This window comes from Bradyrhizobium sp. USDA 376, from assembly GCF_054063675.1.
The window spans coordinates 6,227,164-6,242,695 of the sequence record NZ_JBSSGN010000001.1; the positions used below are offsets into that span (position 1 = coordinate 6,227,164).

The window sequence follows — 15,532 nt, forward strand, 5'->3', positions numbered from 1 at the left end:
CGATGGACAATCTCCAGGAACTCCTCCACGGCTTCACCATCGCGGTCACCGTGCCGCATCTGCTGTTGATGGCGGTCGGCGTGCTGCTCGGCATTCTCGTCGGCGTGCTGCCCGGGCTGGGCGCGCCGAACGGGGTGTCGCTGCTGCTGCCGCTGACCTTCGGCATGCAGCCGGTCTCGGCGATCATCCTGCTCTCCAGCATGTATTGGGGCGCGCTGTTCGGAGGATCGGTGACCTCGATCCTGTTCAATATCCCGGGCGAGCCGTCCTCGGTCGCGACCACTTTCGACGGCTATCCGATGGCGCGCGACGGCCGGCCGACCACGGCACTCGCCACCGCCTTCGGCTCGGCGGCATTCGGCGCGTTGATCGGCGTCATTCTCATCACTTTCCTCGCATCCTGGGTGGCACAGGTCGCGCTCGCCTTCGGGCCGCCGGAGTATTTCGCGGTCTACTTCCTGGCCTTCGCCAGCTTCGTCGGCATGGGCGGCGCGGCCCCGATCAAGACCGTCGTGGCGCTCGCGATCGGTTTTGCCATCGCCGCTATCGGCATCGACACCGTCTCCGGCAGCGTCCGCCTCACCATGGGTGTCGACGAGCTGGTCAAGGGCGTGAACTTCGTCGTTGCTGTGATGGGCCTGTTTGGCATCGGCGAACTCCTGGTCGCGGTCGAGGAGGAGTTTCATGCCCGCGCCGTCTCCTCGAAGATTGAATGGCGCGAGGTGTTTCGTGCGATCGGCCGCCTGCCGCGCCACAGCGTTGCGCTATTGCGCAGCGCCGCGATCGGCTGCTGGATGGGGATCACGCCGGGCGGCCCGACCGCAGCCTCCTTCATGAGCTACGGCATCGCCCGCCGCTTCTCGCGCCGCGGCCGGTATTTCGGCACAGGCGAGGTCGAAGGCATCATCTCGCCCGAGACGGCCGATCATGCGGCCGGCACCAGCGCGCTATTGCCGATGCTCTCGCTCGGCATTCCCGGCTCCGCGACAGCCGCCGTCATGATGGGCGGGCTGATGATCTGGGGCCTCAATCCCGGGCCGATGCTGTTCGTCGATCAGAAGGACTTTGTCTGGGGCCTGATCGCTTCGATGTATGTCGGTAACATCGTCGCCGTCGCGCTGGTGCTGCTGACCGTCCCGGTCTTCGCCGCCTTGATGCGGATTCCCTTCGTCGTCATCGCGCCGCTGATCGTGATCATCTGCGTGGTCGGCGCCTATTCGGTGTCGAACTCCTATCTCGATGTCGTCATGATGCTGGGCTTCGGCATCGTCGGCTATCTCTTCAAGAAGCTGTTCTATCCGCTGGCGCCGCTCGTGCTCGCGATCGTGATCGGCGACAAGGCGGAGGATGCGTTCCGGCAGTCGATGCTGCTCTCGAAGGGATCCCTCGGCATCTTCTTCGCAAACAAGCTTGTGACGTGCCTGATTCTGGGCGGCATCGCGCTGCTCCTGCTGCCGCTCGCATTGCAGCTCGCGCGCTTGCGGCGCAAGCCTGCGCTATCCACCGATGAGACGACAGTTCAAGAGACAGCTCGAGAAAAGGTGATCATATGACCGCAAAGCCGCTCATCGCACTCGCGATGGGAGATCCCGCCGGCATCAGCCCGGAGCTGACGGCAAAGCTGGTGGTACAGGATGACATCCGCGCCCGCTGCCGCCTCGTCGTGATCGGCGACCGCCGCATCTTCGATGAGGGCGCGCGCGTTGCGGGCGTCAAGCCGGAGTTGAAGACAGTGGAGCAGGGCGCCGACCTTCGCGCGGCGCAGGGCGAGGCATTGTTTGTCGATCTCCGTCACCTTGATCCCAAGGACGTCGAGCCGAAGACTGCGACCCTTGCCGGCGGCAAATTCGCGCTGGCCAACTATCGGCACGCGCTCGAACTCGGCCGTGACGGGCGCGTCGACGCCGTTTGCTTCACTCCCTTCAACAAGCAGGCGATGCGCCTTGCCCGCGCCGAATATGACGACGAGATCGCGTTCTCGGCCGAAGTGGTCGGACTCAAGACTCCGGCAAGCGAATTCAACGTGCTCGACCGGCTCTGGAACGCACGGGTCACCTCGCATATTCCGCTGAAGGACGTCGCTGCAAACCTGTCCGGCGAACGCATCCATCGCGCGCTCAAGCTGACCGATGCCTGCATGCGCAACGCCGGTTTCGCCCGGCCGCGCATTGCGGTCGCCGGTCTCAACCCGCACGCCGGCGACGGCGGCAATTTCGGCCGCGAGGAGATCGATGTGATTGCGCCCGTGGTCGCGGCTGGGCAGCGCGATGGCATTGCCGCCGAGGGGCCGTTCCCGGCCGACACTGTGTTCCTGCGCGCCAAGGGCGGCGCCTTCGATGCGGTGCTGACGATGTACCACGACCAGGGCCAGATCGCGATGAAGCTGATGGGCTTCGATCGCGGCGTGACCTTGCTCGGGGGCTTCCCTTTCCCGATCTGCACGCCCGCGCACGGCACCGCCTACGACATCGCCGGACAAGGCATCGCCTCGATCGGCGCCAGCCGCGCCGCGCTGCTGCTCGCGGCAGAGAGCGCAGCGCGGCGCACGAGGGTCTGATATCTCACCGCAAAACGCGACCTCACCCTGAGGGTCCGCCATAGGCCAGGGCTATCGCATATGAGGAAGCGTGGCGCATAGCTCGCCCCGCAGCCCGTCCTTCGAGACGCCCGCCGATGGCGGGCCCTCAGGATGAGGGGAGTGCGCGGCGGCAATTTCAACGGGGCCAATGCTGCTCAGCCTCATCCTGAGGAGACCGCCGAGCGGTCGTCTCGAAGGACGAGGCGCTTGCTCTGGCCGTCACCAAGAAGCCATCTGCGATAACCCTGCGCCACAGGCGGGCGTCTCGAAGGATGCGCCGCAGGCAAGCTCTCCGCTACGTGTTGCCTGTCGTCTCCGGGAAAAGCTAGAAACTTCCGTGGCCGCCCCGAGTTGCCAATCCGGTGAATGTCTTCATCCCGGAGCTGGCACATGGGCGATGGCGTGTTGCGGCGGACGATGATGAGCGCCTGGTCGGCCGACCGCGCCCGGATATTCTGCATCGTTCTGATCCTCGTTCTGGCGGCAGCACCCGCGTTCGCTGCCGAGATGACCGCGGACGCCATCAATTCCTCCGAGCCCTCGAAGAAGACGCTCTCGAATGAGAAGCCGACGCCGGCGGGCGTGCGGCTGCAGGTTCTGCTGGACAGGGCGCATTTCTCGCCCGGCGAGATCGACGGCAGGTTCGGCGAGAACGCGAAGAAGGCACTGCGCGCCTATGCGGAAGCCCGGCAGTTGCCGGGCGCAGACACTCCGGCCGAGGAGGTCTGGAAGGCGCTGCGGGCGGACGACCGGCCGGTGACGCTGACCTATGCCATCACCGAGCAGGACGTGGCGGGTCCTTTCCTGAACAAGCTGCCGTCGAAAATGGAGGACATGAAGGGCATCCCGAAGCTCGGCTACAGCAGTTTGCGAGAGGCCCTGGCCGAAAAATTTCACATGAGCGAGCAACTGCTGACGGCGCTCAACCCCGGGCGCCGTTTCGACCGGGCCGGCGACACCATCGTCGTCGCCGACACCGCGAGCACAGGCGAGGGGGCACCCGCCAAGGCCGACAGGGTCGAGATCGACAAGGTCAGGCAGACCGTCAAGCTGTTCGACAAGTCGAATGCGCTGATCGGATTCTATCCGGCGACTGTGGGAAGCGAGGACAAGCCGTCGCCCTCAGGCACGCTCAAGATCACCGAAGTTAGCCGAAATCCGTTCTATCGCTACAATCCCGCTTATCGCTTCAAGGGCGTCCATTCGCGCAAGCCCTTCACCATCAAGCCCGGGCCGAACAACCCGGTTGGAACGGTGTGGATCAACCTGTCCGCCGAAGGCTACGGCATTCACGGCACGCCTTCGCCGGACAAGATCTCCAAGGCGGAATCTCACGGCTGCGTGCGTCTCACCAATTGGGACGCCGAACGTGTCGCTGGCAGCGTCGCGAAAGGCACGCCGGTCGCGTTCGTGGAAGGCGCCAAATGAGGGGGTAAGTGAGGGGCCCTCACGCGCCGGTCGTCAGCCCAAGGCAGCGCGAGCGCTTTCGGATTTCGGAATAGTCGCATAATGCCACTGTTTTGCCCGACGTGTCAAAACGAGGTTTGAGCGCAGGCAAAACACCAGCGGAAACAACGCCCGGCTACTGTGCATGGGGTTGTTTCGCGAGCTTTTTTTCGGGCAAGCCAACGGATCCCGATCTTGGCGGCCGGCTTGCGCCTCACGCCCCGCAGACGATCACGCCGTACCAGCCGAGGCCGCGATAGGTCTCGTAGCCGGGTGTCGCGTGGAAGGCGACCATCGTGCCCGAGCGGTCCTGATAGAAGCCGGAGCGCTGCCCGTTCAGCGAGAGCGAGATGCGCTCGCTCAAAATGCCCTGGCCATCGGAAGCGGCGATGACGCGGAAATTCGAGTCGACCAGCAGCACGCGCGCCTTGTCGCTGTCGCCGACGCGGACGCCTTGCACGATGGCGCGGGCCTGCGGCTCCCAGTCGAAATGGATGGCAAGCACGCCGATCGGCGCGCCATTGGCCTGGCCGCCGGCGCGGACGCTGGCGCAATAGGTCGCGACCTGCGCGTTGCCGAGCAGCGGCTGGTTCTCGACGTCGCCGGCGACGTAGTCGTCGCCGGATCGCAAGGTACGTGCCTCGCGAAACCATTTGGTGTGGGCGACGTTCTGGCCGACCACGCGGAAGCGGTCGGCGCGGCCGTTGGCGACGACGTTGCCGTCGAGGTCGCAGAGCCAGAGGTCGAGATAGACGGTGTAGGCGCCGAGGATCACGCCGAGGCGCTGCGAGGCATAGGTGACCGCGGCCGGCGCAGGCGAGGCCGCGCAATCGACCACGGCGGAGTCGGTCGCCCACCAGCGCACGTCGCAGGTGCGCTCATAGAGATTGCGGTCGATCAGCTCGACGGCATTGAGAGACAGGTCGACCATGCGTTCGCCGCGCGAGCGCTGGCTCATGCGGTCGATCGAGGCGACGAGGTCGCCGGTCCGTTTCGTCAGCTGGGTCTCGAGCTCGCGGGCGATGGTCTCGACCTGCTGGCCGACGCCGCGCACCTCCTGCGCCACCACCGCGAAGCCCGCGCCTTGCGCGCCGGCCCGCGAGCTCTCGATCAGCGCGTTCAGCGCCAGCATCTTCATCTGGTTGGTGATCTGCTGGATCGCCTTGGTCTTGTCGACCGCGATCTGGTTGACCTCCGCGGTGAGGCGATTGATCAGCGCGGAGATGTCGGAATCATCATCAGTGGGTTCGGAGGCGATCGGCTTGGCTTTCAGACCCAGCGCAGCAGACATCGGGGACTTCCCTTGGCAATGAGGCCAGATCTGCAATGAACCCGGAACAAAATCACGTCAGATCGAATACGAGTCTTTTTCTAGGATTCAACCTAACGCCTGCTTAATTTGCTGTTCGGCGGAATGCCTAAATGATAGTCACTCCGGCCTGCCTGCCGGCCATCCACCGCTTTGTGCGGCCCGGCCGTTGCAAATCGCCGGAGTTTCCCGGCCAATCCCGTAAAGCCAGCACCGGGCCGTTAGCGTGTTCGCCCGGACCCGAGTTCCCAACCGATAGCCCTCGTCATGACGCCGCCTGCCACAGCCTTGCCCGTCGAAGCGCCCCAGGCGTTCCTGGGCGTCGCGCGCTCGCTCACCGACAAGCTCTGGCGCGACCGGCTGGACGCTCGCGGGGCGGCGCAGGCGCTCGCCATCGTGCAGCGGCACCAGCTTCCGGAGCTGCTGGCGCGGGTGCTGGCGGGCCGCGGGATCGACATCGACGCGGTTGCCGACTTCCTCGATCCGACCATCCGAAAACTGCTGCCGGACCCGTTCACGGTGACGGAGATGGAGGCCGCCGCCAAGCGCATCGCGGATGCCGCCGTGAGGGGCGAAAAGGTCGCGATCTTCGGCGACTACGACGTCGACGGCGCGACCTCGGCGGCGCTGCTGGCCTGGCACCTGCGGCATTGCGGGCTCGATCCGCTGATCCACATTCCCGATCGCATCTTCGAGGGCTATGGCCCCAACGTCGAGGCCGTCCGTGGGCTCGCGGCAAAGGGCGCGACGCTGCTCGTCACCGTCGATTGCGGCACCACCAGCATCGAGCCGCTTGCGGAAGCAAAACGGCTCGGCATGTCCGTCGTCGTGATCGACCACCATCAGGCCGGCACCGAGCTGCCGGAGGTCGATGCCCTGGTCAATCCGAACCGGCTCGACGATCTCTCGGGCCTCGGCCATCTCGCAGCCGTCGGCCTCGTGCTGGTGACGCTGGTCGCGGTCAATCGCGAGCTGCGCCAGCGCGGCTTCTGGACGAGCGAGATGCCGGAGCCCGACCTGCTCGGCATGCTGCATCATGTTGCGCTTGGCACGGTCGCCGACGTGGCTCCGCTGATCGGCCTCAACCGCGCCTTCGTCGCCAAGGGGCTGATCGCGATGCGGCGGCGCGACCATGTCGGCCACACCGCGCTGATGGATGTGGCACGGCTGAACGGCCCGCCGGAGGCCTGGCATCTCGGCTTCATGCTGGGGCCGCGCGTCAATGCGGGTGGCCGCATCGGCCGCGCCGATCTCGGCGTGCGGCTGCTGCTCGAAGGCGACAGCGTCGAGGCGGCGCGGATCGCGGCCGAGCTCGATCGCCTCAACAGCGAGCGCCGTGTCATCGAGCAGGCGGCCGAAGCCCAGGCCGAGGCCGAGGCGCTGGCCTCGATCGGGCTGGAGGACAAGCTCGGCGTCATCGTCACGGCGTCCGAGGGCTGGCATCCGGGCGTGGTCGGTCTCGTCGCCTCGCGCCTGAAGGAGAAGTTCTCGCGGCCGGCCTTCGCCATTGCGCTCGAACCCGGCGGCATCGGCACCGGCTCGGGCCGCTCGATCGCCGGCGTCGATCTCGGCAAGGCGGTGCGGCAGGCGGTTGCCGATGGGATTTTGCTCAAGGGCGGCGGCCACGCGATGGCCGCGGGCGTGACGCTGCGAAAGGAGAAGATCGCCGAATTCCGCGCCTATCTCGAGAACGCGCTGGCGCAGGATGTTGCGGAGGCGCGCCACGTCAACGAGCTCTACATCGACGGCGCGGTCTCCGCGCGGGCGGTGACGCCGGAGCTTGCGACCACGCTCAACCGCGCAGGTCCCTTCGGCAGCGGCAATCCGGAGCCCGTGCTGGCGCTGCCGGCGCATCAGCTCGTGTTTGCCGACGAGGTCGGGCAGGCGCATCTGCGCCTGCGCTTCAAATCGGGCGACGGCGCCATCGTCAACGGCATTGCGTTCCGCTCGGTCGGCCAGAAGCTCGGCAATGCGTTGCTCGCCAATCGCGGCCAGCAGATGCATGTCGCGGGCTCGCTGTCGGTCGATCGCTACCAGGGCGCCGAGCGTGTGCAATTCCGCGTCGTCGATGTCGCCCTACCGGACCAGGGGCCATCCGTGATTAGATAACGCAAGATCCAACGAGATCATGCGTCAAGAATAAGCCGCTCAAACAAAAAAAAGGGAGTGAACATGGCAGGGCAGGTTGAGGGCAAGGTCGCGCTGGTGACTGGCGGCGCTTCTGGCATTGGCGAGGCCATCGTCGAGCTGTTCGCGCGCGAGGGCGCGACGGTCATCATCACCGACATCGACGAGCTGCGCGGGCCCGAGCTAGTCAAGCGCGTCGCAAAAGCCGGTGGCAAGGCGATCTTCCTGGAGCAGGACGTCACCAGCGAGGAGCGCTGGATCGAGATCGTCGCCGAGATCGCGAAACGCTACGGCCGGCTCGACATCATGGTCTCCAATGCCGGTATCGGCATTGCCGTGCCCTCGATCGTCGACATGACGCTGTCTGACTGGCGCAAGCAGAATGCGATCAATCTCGATGGCGTGTTTCTGTCGGTCAAACACTGCCTGCCGTTGATGCGCAAAACCGGCGGCGGCTCGATCGTCATGATGTCCTCGCTCGCCGGCCTGCGCGGCTCGCCGGGCCTCTCGGCCTATTCGCTGACCAAGGGCGGCGTACGTCTGTTTGCCAAGTCGATCGCAATGGAGTGTGCGGCCGCCGGCGACGGCATTCGCGTCAACTCGGTCCATCCCGGTATCATCGACACGCCGATCTGGGGCAAGATCCCGACGGGGGCGACCGGCGCCGGTCAGAATGCGCCGATCGATCCGGAGGAACGCGCCCGGGTGGTCACGCCATTGGGCCGCGCCGGCCAGGCTGCGGAAATCGCCTCCGGCGTGCTGTATCTGGCGTCGGACGCCTCGCGCTACGTCACCGGCAGCGAGCTCGTCATCGACGGCGGCATGAACGCCGGCGGCGTGCCGCGGCGAAGCTAAGCGGCGCAGGGCAGGGTGGCGCCCACAGGGGCTGACGCGCAGGCGCGGCCCCTGTACAACGCGAAGAGCTTCCGACCGACAAAGGTGTCCTTCGCCATGGCGCACAGTCTTCACTCTTCTTCCTCGCCGGCGCCGTTCCGCTCGAACCGGCCGGACCTCGCTACCGACGCGATCCGCACCGCGCGCGAGGACCTCGCCGCCTGCTTCCGCATGGCCGCGCGCAACGGCTTTGAGGAGGGCATCTGCAACCATTTCTCGGCCGTCGTGCCGGGCCATGACGACCTCTTCCTCGTCAATCCCTATGGCTACGCTTTCCGTGAGCTCACCGCGTCAAAGCTCCTGATCTGCGACTTCCACGGCAACGTGCTCGACGGCGAGGGCGTGCCCGAGGCGACCGCATTCTACATCCATGCCGAGATGCACAAGCGCCTGCCGCGCGCCAAGGTCGCCTTCCACACTCACATGCCTTATGCGACGGCGCTATCGATGACCGAGGGCGATCCGCTGATCTGGGCTGGGCAAACCGCGCTGAAATTCTACGGCCGCACGGCGGTCGACCGCGACTATAATGGGCTCGCACTCGACAACCGCGAGGGCGCGCGCATCGCCTCCGCCGTCGGCGATGCCGACATCGTCTTCATGAAGCATCACGGCGTGATGGTGCTGGCCCCGACCATCGCAGAAGCCTGGGACGATCTCTATTACCTCGAACGAGCCGCCGAGGTGCAGGTGCTCGCGATGTCCACGGGCCGCAAGGTGCTCCCGGTCGATCCCGCCATTGCGGCCGAAACCTACAAGCAGATGCGCGAGGGCGATTCCGAATCCGCGCGGCTGCATCTCGCTGCCATCCGGCGCCAGCTCGATGCGGAAGAGCCGCAGTACAGGCACTGAAAGTAGACTTGTCATTCCGGGGCGAGGCGAAGCCTCGAACCCGGAAGCCGGAGATTGTAGGGCGAGATTCCGGGTTCTCGCTACGCGAGCCCCGGAATGACGGGGTATCTACGACCCCTGCCGCAGCTTCGCCAGCACCTTCAGCCCGCCATAGCCGTCGGCCGGCGTGATGCCGGCGCGCTGCTGGAAATCCTTGATTGCTTTCATCGTGTCGTTGCCGACGCGGCCGTCGGTGCCGCCGGTGTCGAAACCGGCCTTGGTCAGGCGCGTCTGCATCTCCTGCACTTCCGCGAGCGTCAGCGCGCGCTCGGAGCCGGGGAAAGGCTGGATGAAGGGCGGCGCGCCGAGGCAGCGGTCGCCGAGGTGGCAGATCGCCAGCGCATAGTTCATCGAGGGATTGTAGCTCTTCACCGAGTAGAAGTTCGGCCCCAGAAGGAACGTCGGTCCGCCCGCAACCGGCGTCCACATCTGCGCCGAGGCGTTGGGCTGCGGGAACGGCTGGCCATCGGCGCGGGTGACGCCGGCGGACGCCCAGGCAGCGTAGGTCCGGCTCCCGCTCATATCGCCGGGCGTGCGCACCTCGTAGCCCCAATGCTCGCCGCGGTGCCACTTGCCGCGATTGACGAGATATTTTGCGGTCGAGCCCAGCGCATCGTCGGGCTTGCCGAACGGCGAGACTTTTCCGTCGCCGTCATAGTCGATGCCGACATTGAGCCAGACCTCCGGCATCCACTGCGAATGCCCCATCGCGCCGGCCCATGAGCCCTTCATCTCCTCGGGCGTGCTCCAGCCCTTGTCGACGATGCGCAGCGCGTTGATCAGCTCGGTCTCCCAATAGGCCTTGCGACGCGGCTCATTCCAGGCGAGCGCGGCGAGCGAGGGAAATACCGGGGTCATGTGGTTCTGCTGCACCAGCGGATCGCCATAGGCGGACTCGACGCCCCACAGCGCCAGCAGCGTACCGCGCTCGACGCCGAAATCGCGCTCGATGCGTGCGATCAGCGCCTCGTTGTTCTTGAGCGCGATCTTGCCGTTGATGATGCGCCAGTCCGAAACGCGGCGGTTGATGTATTGCCAGACCTGCTCGTGGAATTCGGGCTGGTTGCGCATCTGCTTGAACACGCTCATGTCGGGCTCGACCCGCGCCATCGCGCGCTGCCAGGTCGCAGCCGAGATTCCCTTGGCCATCGCGCGTGCGCGAAAGCTCTCGCGCCATTCGTCGAAACCGGCAGGCGCGGCGAGGACGCGCGTCGGGAGTGCCAGCAAAGCGGCCGCACCGAGCGTCGACTGGAGCAGGGCGCGGCGGGTGTGACAGGGCGAGGAATCAGCTTGTTTCATGGACCCATTCTAGCGGGAAACAGGGGGCTGTGGGACGGTTCCTGGGAACACGAGGCGCCGGGCCGGCGTTCACCGGAACAAACTGTCGCACTGCTGCATTCCCTCCGAACATGGTCTGTTCATCGAAGTATTCGAGGTGGGATGAAGATACGCGCGCATGCGGAAAGCCACGTCGTCGAACTCGACGACGGATCGCAATGGCAGATCTTCCCCGGCGATCTCGCGACCACGCTGAGCTGGAAGCCCGAAACCGATTTGCGCCTGGAGCCGAGTGGCGACCGGGTAAGTTCGCATGTGCTGGTGAATGCTGCGGACCAGAGCCGGGTCCGGGTGATCGCCGCAGGCGAGACCTGGTCGGACGGTGAGGTTAAGAAATCGTTGAAGGGCGGATAGGCCGCCCTTGCGCAATCCCGCATATCCCCAAACTTGAATCTGGTACTTTACGGTCGGTTCGCTCTTGTTGGGCAAGATGCGCGCATGCAGGAGTTGTTCGACATCATCCGTGCCAATCCCTGGCCCTTCGGGGCCGGCTTGTTTGTCGTGATCCTGATGATCCTTGCCGAGAACTTTGGCCGCGGCATTCAAGGCGATGGCGCCGCCGGCGACCTCCCGGATTTCGATGGCGGCGGAGGATGCGGCGACGGAGGGGGCGGCGACTAGGCCCGCTTAGTCCTCCTGCAAATCGGCTGCGATGCCGGCGAGCCAGCGCCGGACCGTGGTTTCCGCCTTGGCATCCAGAGTCAGGGCAAGGCGCTTCTCCAGCGCGATCACCCGCTCCCGGCAGGCCTTCAACAGCGTTGCCCCGCGCGGCGTCAGCGTCCATTGCTGGATGCGGCCGTGGACGGGATGCGGCGTCATCACGATCGCGCCGTCACGCTCGAGATTGCGAATGATGACGCCGACGGTCTGTGGCGTCAGGAAGGTGAGGCGGGCGACGTCGGCGCCTGACAGCCCCGGATAGGCGTTCAGCATGGTCAGCACCGCGAATTGCGGCGACGTCACGCCGAGATCGGCGAGCGTCCGCTCCATCGTCAGGCGGACCGCGGCATGGGCCTGACGCAAGAGATAGCCGAGATAACCCTCTTCGCCGCGCTTGCCTTCGCCAGGGGCGGGCACGCGTACCGCGCCATCATCGGCAGGCGCCGGCGTCTTCCGCGAGGTTTTCGATCTTGTGATGCCGGACGTCTTGCGGAACATATAAGTGCTCTTATAAAGTATCAGTGCTCTTACAATAACACGAGGTGCACGGCAATGTCACACGCCCGCAGCGAATACGAGGATTTCAAGCGGATCGCGCCGGACGCGTATGATCTGGTACTGGCGCTGGGGCAGCTGGCGGCCAAGGCGGGCCTCGACAAGCAGCTGCTCGAGCTGGTCAAGCTGCGGGCGTCGCAGATCAACGGCTGCGCTTTCTGCGTGCAGCATCACATCCTCTTGTCGGAGCGCATCGGTGTGGCGGTCGACAAACTCCATCTGGTCGCGGTCTGGCGCGAGGCGCCGATCTTTTCCGCGCGCGAACGCGCGGCCCTGGCCTGGGCCGAGGCGCTGACCTGTCTGCCCGATGGCGTCAGCGAGGAGGTCTACGCGGAGGCGTCCAGCGAATTCTCCGAGACGGAACTGACGTATCTGACCTCGGCGGTCGCCTCCATCAATGTCTGGAACCGTTTTGGCGCGGCATTTCGCTGGACGCCTGCAAAGCGCCCGGTCGCAGCGGTCGCCGCTGCATCCTGATAGACAAGGGGAGATCACGATGACAGCCATAAGCTTTTCTGCCGTGCAACGTCCGGCGCCGTCACGTCCGGCGGTGCTCGCCGTCGTCGCGGGACTCGCCTGCGCGTTCGCGCTCGGCAAGGCGCTGCCGGTGACGATCGACACGGTCTCCGGCGCGCTGGCGCCGCTCTGCGCCACCGCGGCCGAGAGCTCGCCGCTCGACAAGGTCGAGCCGATCGGCTCTTACGCCTTGCCGAACGTGCCGGGCAAGCGCGTCACGATCGTGCGCGTCTTCTACGGTCCCGGCGGGTTCTCGCGGCCGCATCGCCATGCCGGCTCGGTGACCGCCTACGTCACCAAGGGCGAGATCCGCTCTCAGCTCGGCGGTGGTCCGGTCGAAACGTTTGGTGTCGGCCAGTCGTTCTTCGAGCCGCCGGGCTCGACGCATCTGGTGTCCGCGAATGCAAGCGCCACGGAGCCGGCGGAATTGATCGCGGTCTTCGTCGCGGACGAGGGCGCGCAGCTCACGACGTTCTTGGAGTGATCTGTGGAGCGCGGCTCGTCGGCTTCGGCCGCTTCAGTCCGTCTGCGATCGCCTCAATCGTTTCCATGCCGGTGAGAGAGCGTATTCGACTGCCGGAATCGCAAGCGCGCCGACAAGCAGTCCAAGTGCGCCTGAGATGGCTGCCTCGACCGACCATGCGATGATGCCGGCAACGGATGGAAGGACGTCTGCGGCAGTCTCGGTTGCGGCATGGACCGTGCGGCCGATCGCGGGCGGGCCATATTTTTCGATGCCATGCAGGATAATGCCGCCGCCGACCCAGATCATGGCGGCGGTGCCGATGGTGCTCAGCACTGCCAGGAAGGTTGGCATGCCGCGGACGAGGCTACGTCCAAGCAAGCGGATCGCGCCGCCAACGACTGAGGCGCCGTCATAGCGCGCAAGGGTTACGCCGACATCGTCCGCCTTCACGATCAGGGCTACCACGCCATAGACCCCGGCAGTGATGCAGAAACCGACCAGCGCCAGCACCAGCGCCTGCGTCCAGATGCTACCCGCCGGGAGGGCGGCCAGCGTGATCGCCATGATCTCCGCCGACAGAATGAAATCTGTCTTGATGGCGCTCGCGACCTTCTCGTCCTCGACCGATTGGGCATTCAACGCAATCGGCTGGAGCTGAGCTTCGTGGTCGTGCGCATGATGCGGCATCACCGCTTCGAGCACTTTCTCGGCGCCCTCGTAGCAGAGAAAGGCTCCGCCCAGCATGAGCAGCGGCGTGACCGCGGCAGGAAGGAAATAACCAAGCAGCAGCGCAACGGGCAGCAGAATAAGTAACTTGTTGCGCAGCGATCCGACCGCAATCTTGCCGACGATCGGCAGTTCGCGCTTGGAGGCAAAACCGATGACGTAGTTCGGCGTTACGGCAGCGTCATCGATGACGACGCCTGCCGCCTTTGTGCCCGCTTTGGCAGCCTGACTGGCCACATCATCGAGCGAGGCTGCTGCCACCTTTGCAATCGCCGCGATGTCGTCGAGAAGACCGAGCAGTCCGACACTCATCAATGCTAACCCTTCTTCGTGCGAGCCGGCGGTGTGCGCGACAACACGCTCATGCACCGCCCGGCATGGAACGAGCGAGCCGCTCAGTTCTCCTCGCTGCTCGATCCCTCGCGCAGGTCCGGCTTGATCACGTCCTCCGGCAGCGCATGGGCCACTGGCTGGGCCGTGACGGCGATCTCCGGGCCGACCTCGCGGCCGCGGGCGCGTATCAGGCGCTCGTAGGCCGAAACGAGCGTGACGTAGGGGCTGACCCAGATCCAGCCGTCGCGGGTGAACACCTGGACGTCGAAATGCAGGTGCATCGACGTGCCGGCAGGATGGTCGAGATAATTCGAGACCACGCCGATCTTCTCGCCTTCGGCGACGATGCGGCCGTTGAGCAGGCCATCGGCATTCATCGCCTGCGGATTCATGTGCATGTAGCGGAAGCGGATGTGCTCGTTCCGGCTGTTGACCTGAAGCGTCGCGGCCTGGTCCTTGGAGGCGCGGACCACGACGGCGTCGCGCACCGCGACGACGGCGCGCTGCTTGCGATCGCAGGGTTCGCGGCCTTCGCCGGGCGGTGGGCACTCGGCCGCACGGATGTCCTCGCCCTGGTGGCCGTAACCGCCGGCGCATTGCCAGACTTCGAAGCTGCGGGACTCGCAGAAATTGTCGCGCCAGGGATAGGCGGTCGGACCGTCGTTCCTGTCGCGCCTGGCGTAGGACTGCGAGCGCACGAAAGCGGGCGCCTTCTCCAGCGGAAAGCGGATCTGCGCATAGGCGATCACGTCGGGATGGCCGCTCTTGTTGCGGTAGCCGGTGTTGGGGATGATGTCGCCGCTCGGACGATAGCTGAAATCGGGTGAGCGCGTCGCGGGACGATCGAGCACATTGGAGGCAATGTCGGTCAGCGGCCGCATGCGCTGGCCGCCCGCGACGCGCAGGGCCTTCAGGAAGCGCTCGGCAACTGGATAGGCCTCCTTGCAGGCGAGCCGCCGCGGTTTTGCGACGCTGTCGAGACACTGGACCGAGACCACATAGGCGACGCCGAAGCGCGTGAAGGCGTAGCGGACGTAACCTTCGCGGATGAACCGGCGCAGGTCCGGATAGGTCGCCGCGAGCGGCTTGATCGGCTCGCCCTTGCCGCCGGAGGGATCGGCGATGTCATAGAGCAGCGCCGAGCCGGTGATCTGCACCTCGACCGGTCTTGCGAAGATACGCGAGGGCATGCCGTCGCCGGCGCCGGGCTCGAGCGAAAAGGTCGCGCTGTAACCGGCGGGACCGGCATCGAACATGTCGACGGGATTGAAATCGGCTTGGTAGCGCGACAGCGACAGGCTCGACGGCGCGCCACTGCGCCGGGCCTCGAGATAGGCGCCAGCATCGAAGGGCAGCAGCACGGGCACGGCGCTGCGGGCAATGCCGGTGAAGAATTGCGAGGAGACCCCGTTGAGCTGCACCAGGGCCGGCGTTGCGCGCGGATCGTACCGCGGCACCGAACGGCGGGGGACGAAGATGAAATCGCCGGCGATCTGGGGGTGGCTGTTGATCTCGGCGCGAAGCTGGTCGAGCGCTGCGCGCCAATCGACGCGCAGGGCCGTGAGTGAGGGGCTGCGGAACTCGTCCGCGGCCAGCGGTGTGGCAATGAGGAGCGACAGCGACGCCACGAGGAGCGAGACGAAGCGGAAACTCTTCCCAACCACTGTCTCGCCCCCCGGCGGCACCTGTCTCG

15 protein-coding genes are annotated in these 15,532 nt (G+C 65.9%); 10 read left to right on the top strand and 5 right to left on the bottom strand.

The features are described from left to right. Window positions 1-2: 2 nt before the first annotated feature. The 3 genes from ACVJ19_RS28860 to ACVJ19_RS28870 all read left to right on the top strand — a co-directional run bounded on the left by ACVJ19_RS28860 (window position 3) and on the right by ACVJ19_RS28870 (window position 4,006). Window positions 3-1,553, top strand: coding sequence for a tripartite tricarboxylate transporter permease (locus ACVJ19_RS28860; protein ID WP_453952585.1), 1,551 nt, complete (start codon window positions 3-5; stop codon window positions 1,551-1,553). After that, complete coding sequence (locus ACVJ19_RS28865) at window positions 1,550-2,557, top strand: 4-hydroxythreonine-4-phosphate dehydrogenase PdxA (RefSeq protein WP_453952586.1); 1,008 nt, start codon at window positions 1,550-1,552, stop codon at window positions 2,555-2,557. Before ACVJ19_RS28860 ends, ACVJ19_RS28865 begins: the two co-directional genes overlap by 4 nt. 441 nt (window positions 2,558-2,998) lie before the next feature. Further along, window positions 2,999-4,006 (top strand): L,D-transpeptidase family protein, encoded by a 1,008-nt coding sequence (locus ACVJ19_RS28870; RefSeq protein WP_453955230.1) that lies wholly within the window; start codon window positions 2,999-3,001, stop codon window positions 4,004-4,006. Between the two features lie 232 nt (window positions 4,007-4,238). On the opposite strand, the gene ACVJ19_RS28875 is transcribed toward ACVJ19_RS28870, so the two are convergent. Then, window positions 4,239-5,315: a methyl-accepting chemotaxis protein gene (locus tag ACVJ19_RS28875; RefSeq protein ID WP_453952587.1), complete on the bottom strand. Its 1,077-nt coding sequence runs from the start codon at window positions 5,313-5,315 to the stop codon at window positions 4,239-4,241. Window positions 5,316-5,600: 285 nt separating this feature from the next. On the opposite strand from ACVJ19_RS28875, the gene recJ reads away from it, so the two are divergent. The 3 genes from recJ (at window position 5,601) to ACVJ19_RS28890 (ending at window position 9,206) form a co-directional block, all read left to right on the top strand. Then, window positions 5,601-7,442, top strand: coding sequence for a single-stranded-DNA-specific exonuclease RecJ (gene recJ / locus ACVJ19_RS28880; RefSeq protein ID WP_453952589.1), 1,842 nt, complete (start codon window positions 5,601-5,603; stop codon window positions 7,440-7,442). Window positions 7,443-7,505: 63 nt separating this feature from the next. After that, window positions 7,506-8,315 (top strand): SDR family NAD(P)-dependent oxidoreductase, encoded by an 810-nt coding sequence (locus tag ACVJ19_RS28885; protein ID WP_453952590.1) that lies wholly within the window; start codon window positions 7,506-7,508, stop codon window positions 8,313-8,315. Window positions 8,316-8,411: 96 nt separating this feature from the next. Further along, window positions 8,412-9,206: an aldolase gene (locus ACVJ19_RS28890; RefSeq protein ID WP_453952591.1), complete on the top strand. Its 795-nt coding sequence runs from the start codon at window positions 8,412-8,414 to the stop codon at window positions 9,204-9,206. 108 nt (window positions 9,207-9,314) lie between these two features. Here the strand turns inward: ACVJ19_RS28890 and ACVJ19_RS28895 are convergent, their stop codons facing one another. Beyond that, window positions 9,315-10,544 carry a lytic murein transglycosylase gene (locus ACVJ19_RS28895; RefSeq protein WP_453952592.1) on the bottom strand — a complete coding sequence of 410 codons (1,230 nt, stop codon included), beginning with the start codon at window positions 10,542-10,544 and terminating at the stop codon, window positions 9,315-9,317. A gap of 141 nt (window positions 10,545-10,685) precedes the next feature. Here ACVJ19_RS28895 and ACVJ19_RS28900 point away from each other — a divergent pair, with 141 nt between their 5' ends. Together ACVJ19_RS28900 and ACVJ19_RS28905 are read left to right on the top strand one after the other, a co-directional pair. Beyond that, window positions 10,686-10,937, top strand: a complete 252-nt coding sequence (locus tag ACVJ19_RS28900) for a hypothetical protein (RefSeq protein WP_453952593.1) — start codon at window positions 10,686-10,688, stop codon at window positions 10,935-10,937. Window positions 10,938-11,021: 84 nt separating this feature from the next. Next, a complete protein-coding gene (locus tag ACVJ19_RS28905; RefSeq protein WP_453952594.1) occupies window positions 11,022-11,204 on the top strand; it encodes a hypothetical protein in 183 nt (60 codons plus the stop codon). A 6-nt stretch (window positions 11,205-11,210) separates the two neighbouring features. Here ACVJ19_RS28905 and ACVJ19_RS28910 read toward each other — a convergent pair whose 3' ends face one another. After that, entirely contained in the window at window positions 11,211-11,741 is a 531-nt protein-coding gene (locus tag ACVJ19_RS28910; RefSeq protein WP_453952595.1) for a MarR family winged helix-turn-helix transcriptional regulator, read from the bottom strand. Between the two features lie 54 nt (window positions 11,742-11,795). Between ACVJ19_RS28910 and ACVJ19_RS28915 the strand changes: the two genes are divergently transcribed. Both ACVJ19_RS28915 and ACVJ19_RS28920 read left to right on the top strand, forming a co-directional pair. Further along, a complete protein-coding gene (locus tag ACVJ19_RS28915; protein ID WP_453952596.1) occupies window positions 11,796-12,275 on the top strand; it encodes a carboxymuconolactone decarboxylase family protein in 480 nt (159 codons plus the stop codon). A 19-nt stretch (window positions 12,276-12,294) separates the two neighbouring features. Continuing rightward, complete coding sequence (locus tag ACVJ19_RS28920) at window positions 12,295-12,798, top strand: cupin domain-containing protein (RefSeq protein ID WP_453952597.1); 504 nt, start codon at window positions 12,295-12,297, stop codon at window positions 12,796-12,798. 33 nt (window positions 12,799-12,831) lie between these two features. Here ACVJ19_RS28920 and ACVJ19_RS28925 read toward each other — a convergent pair whose 3' ends face one another. After that, window positions 12,832-13,818 carry a DUF808 domain-containing protein gene (locus tag ACVJ19_RS28925; RefSeq protein ID WP_453952598.1) on the bottom strand — a complete coding sequence of 329 codons (987 nt, stop codon included), beginning with the start codon at window positions 13,816-13,818 and terminating at the stop codon, window positions 12,832-12,834. Between the two features lie 83 nt (window positions 13,819-13,901). Continuing rightward, window positions 13,902-15,524 (bottom strand): M23 family peptidase, encoded by a 1,623-nt coding sequence (locus ACVJ19_RS28930; protein ID WP_453952599.1) that lies wholly within the window; start codon window positions 15,522-15,524, stop codon window positions 13,902-13,904. Window positions 15,525-15,532 lie beyond the last annotated feature (8 nt).

What these genes read in the sequence shown, in the direction of transcription:
- ACVJ19_RS28860 (WP_453952585.1), top strand. Translation starts at nt 3, where the DNA reads ATGGACAATCTCCAGGAACTCCTCCACGGCTTCACCATCGCGGTCACC.
- ACVJ19_RS28865 (WP_453952586.1), top strand. Translation starts at nt 1,550, where the DNA reads ATGACCGCAAAGCCGCTCATCGCACTCGCGATGGGAGATCCCGCCGGC.
- ACVJ19_RS28870 (WP_453955230.1), top strand. Translation starts at nt 2,999, where the DNA reads ATGAGCGCCTGGTCGGCCGACCGCGCCCGGATATTCTGCATCGTTCTG.
- ACVJ19_RS28875 (WP_453952587.1), bottom strand. Translation starts at nt 5,315, where the DNA reads ATGTCTGCTGCGCTGGGTCTGAAAGCCAAGCCGATCGCCTCCGAACCC.
- recJ (WP_453952589.1), top strand. Translation starts at nt 5,601, where the DNA reads ATGACGCCGCCTGCCACAGCCTTGCCCGTCGAAGCGCCCCAGGCGTTC.
- ACVJ19_RS28885 (WP_453952590.1), top strand. Translation starts at nt 7,506, where the DNA reads ATGGCAGGGCAGGTTGAGGGCAAGGTCGCGCTGGTGACTGGCGGCGCT.
- ACVJ19_RS28890 (WP_453952591.1), top strand. Translation starts at nt 8,412, where the DNA reads ATGGCGCACAGTCTTCACTCTTCTTCCTCGCCGGCGCCGTTCCGCTCG.
- ACVJ19_RS28895 (WP_453952592.1), bottom strand. Translation starts at nt 10,544, where the DNA reads ATGAAACAAGCTGATTCCTCGCCCTGTCACACCCGCCGCGCCCTGCTC.
- ACVJ19_RS28900 (WP_453952593.1), top strand. Translation starts at nt 10,686, where the DNA reads ATGAAGATACGCGCGCATGCGGAAAGCCACGTCGTCGAACTCGACGAC.
- ACVJ19_RS28905 (WP_453952594.1), top strand. Translation starts at nt 11,022, where the DNA reads ATGCAGGAGTTGTTCGACATCATCCGTGCCAATCCCTGGCCCTTCGGG.
- ACVJ19_RS28910 (WP_453952595.1), bottom strand. Translation starts at nt 11,741, where the DNA reads ATGTTCCGCAAGACGTCCGGCATCACAAGATCGAAAACCTCGCGGAAG.
- ACVJ19_RS28915 (WP_453952596.1), top strand. Translation starts at nt 11,796, where the DNA reads ATGTCACACGCCCGCAGCGAATACGAGGATTTCAAGCGGATCGCGCCG.
- ACVJ19_RS28920 (WP_453952597.1), top strand. Translation starts at nt 12,295, where the DNA reads ATGACAGCCATAAGCTTTTCTGCCGTGCAACGTCCGGCGCCGTCACGT.
- ACVJ19_RS28925 (WP_453952598.1), bottom strand. Translation starts at nt 13,818, where the DNA reads ATGAGTGTCGGACTGCTCGGTCTTCTCGACGACATCGCGGCGATTGCA.